A 287-nucleotide genomic window follows, 5' to 3' on the forward strand; every position below is an offset into this window, starting at 1 on the left:
CTGGCCGAGGGGCCGGAGTTGGTGTTGTCGGTGTCGTGGCCGGGGCGGTTGTTGGGGGAGGAGTCGGCGCGGGCGCTGGTCGAGGGCTGGGCGGCGATGCTGTCGGGTCTGGTGGCGCATGTGGAGGAGTCGGGTGGTGGTGGGTTTACGCCGTCTGACTTTCCGTTGGTGGTGTTGGACCAGGGTCAGGTGGAGGAGGCGGAGGCGGCTGTCGCGGGGCTGGTGGAGGTGTTGCCGGTCTCGCCGTTGCAGGAGGGCCTGCTCTTCCACTCGCTGTTCGACCAGGG

Annotated in this window: 1 protein-coding gene; it reads left to right on the top strand. The window is 69.3% G+C overall.

The window, feature by feature from the left end:
• Positions 1-287: hypothetical protein (locus ACTT8P_RS38585; protein WP_442836449.1), on the top strand; the 287-nt coding region annotated here is incomplete at both ends.

The sequence above is a fragment of the Streptomyces sp. JW3 genome, from assembly GCF_052216785.1.
Lineage (GTDB): Bacteria > Actinomycetota > Actinomycetes > Streptomycetales > Streptomycetaceae > Streptomyces.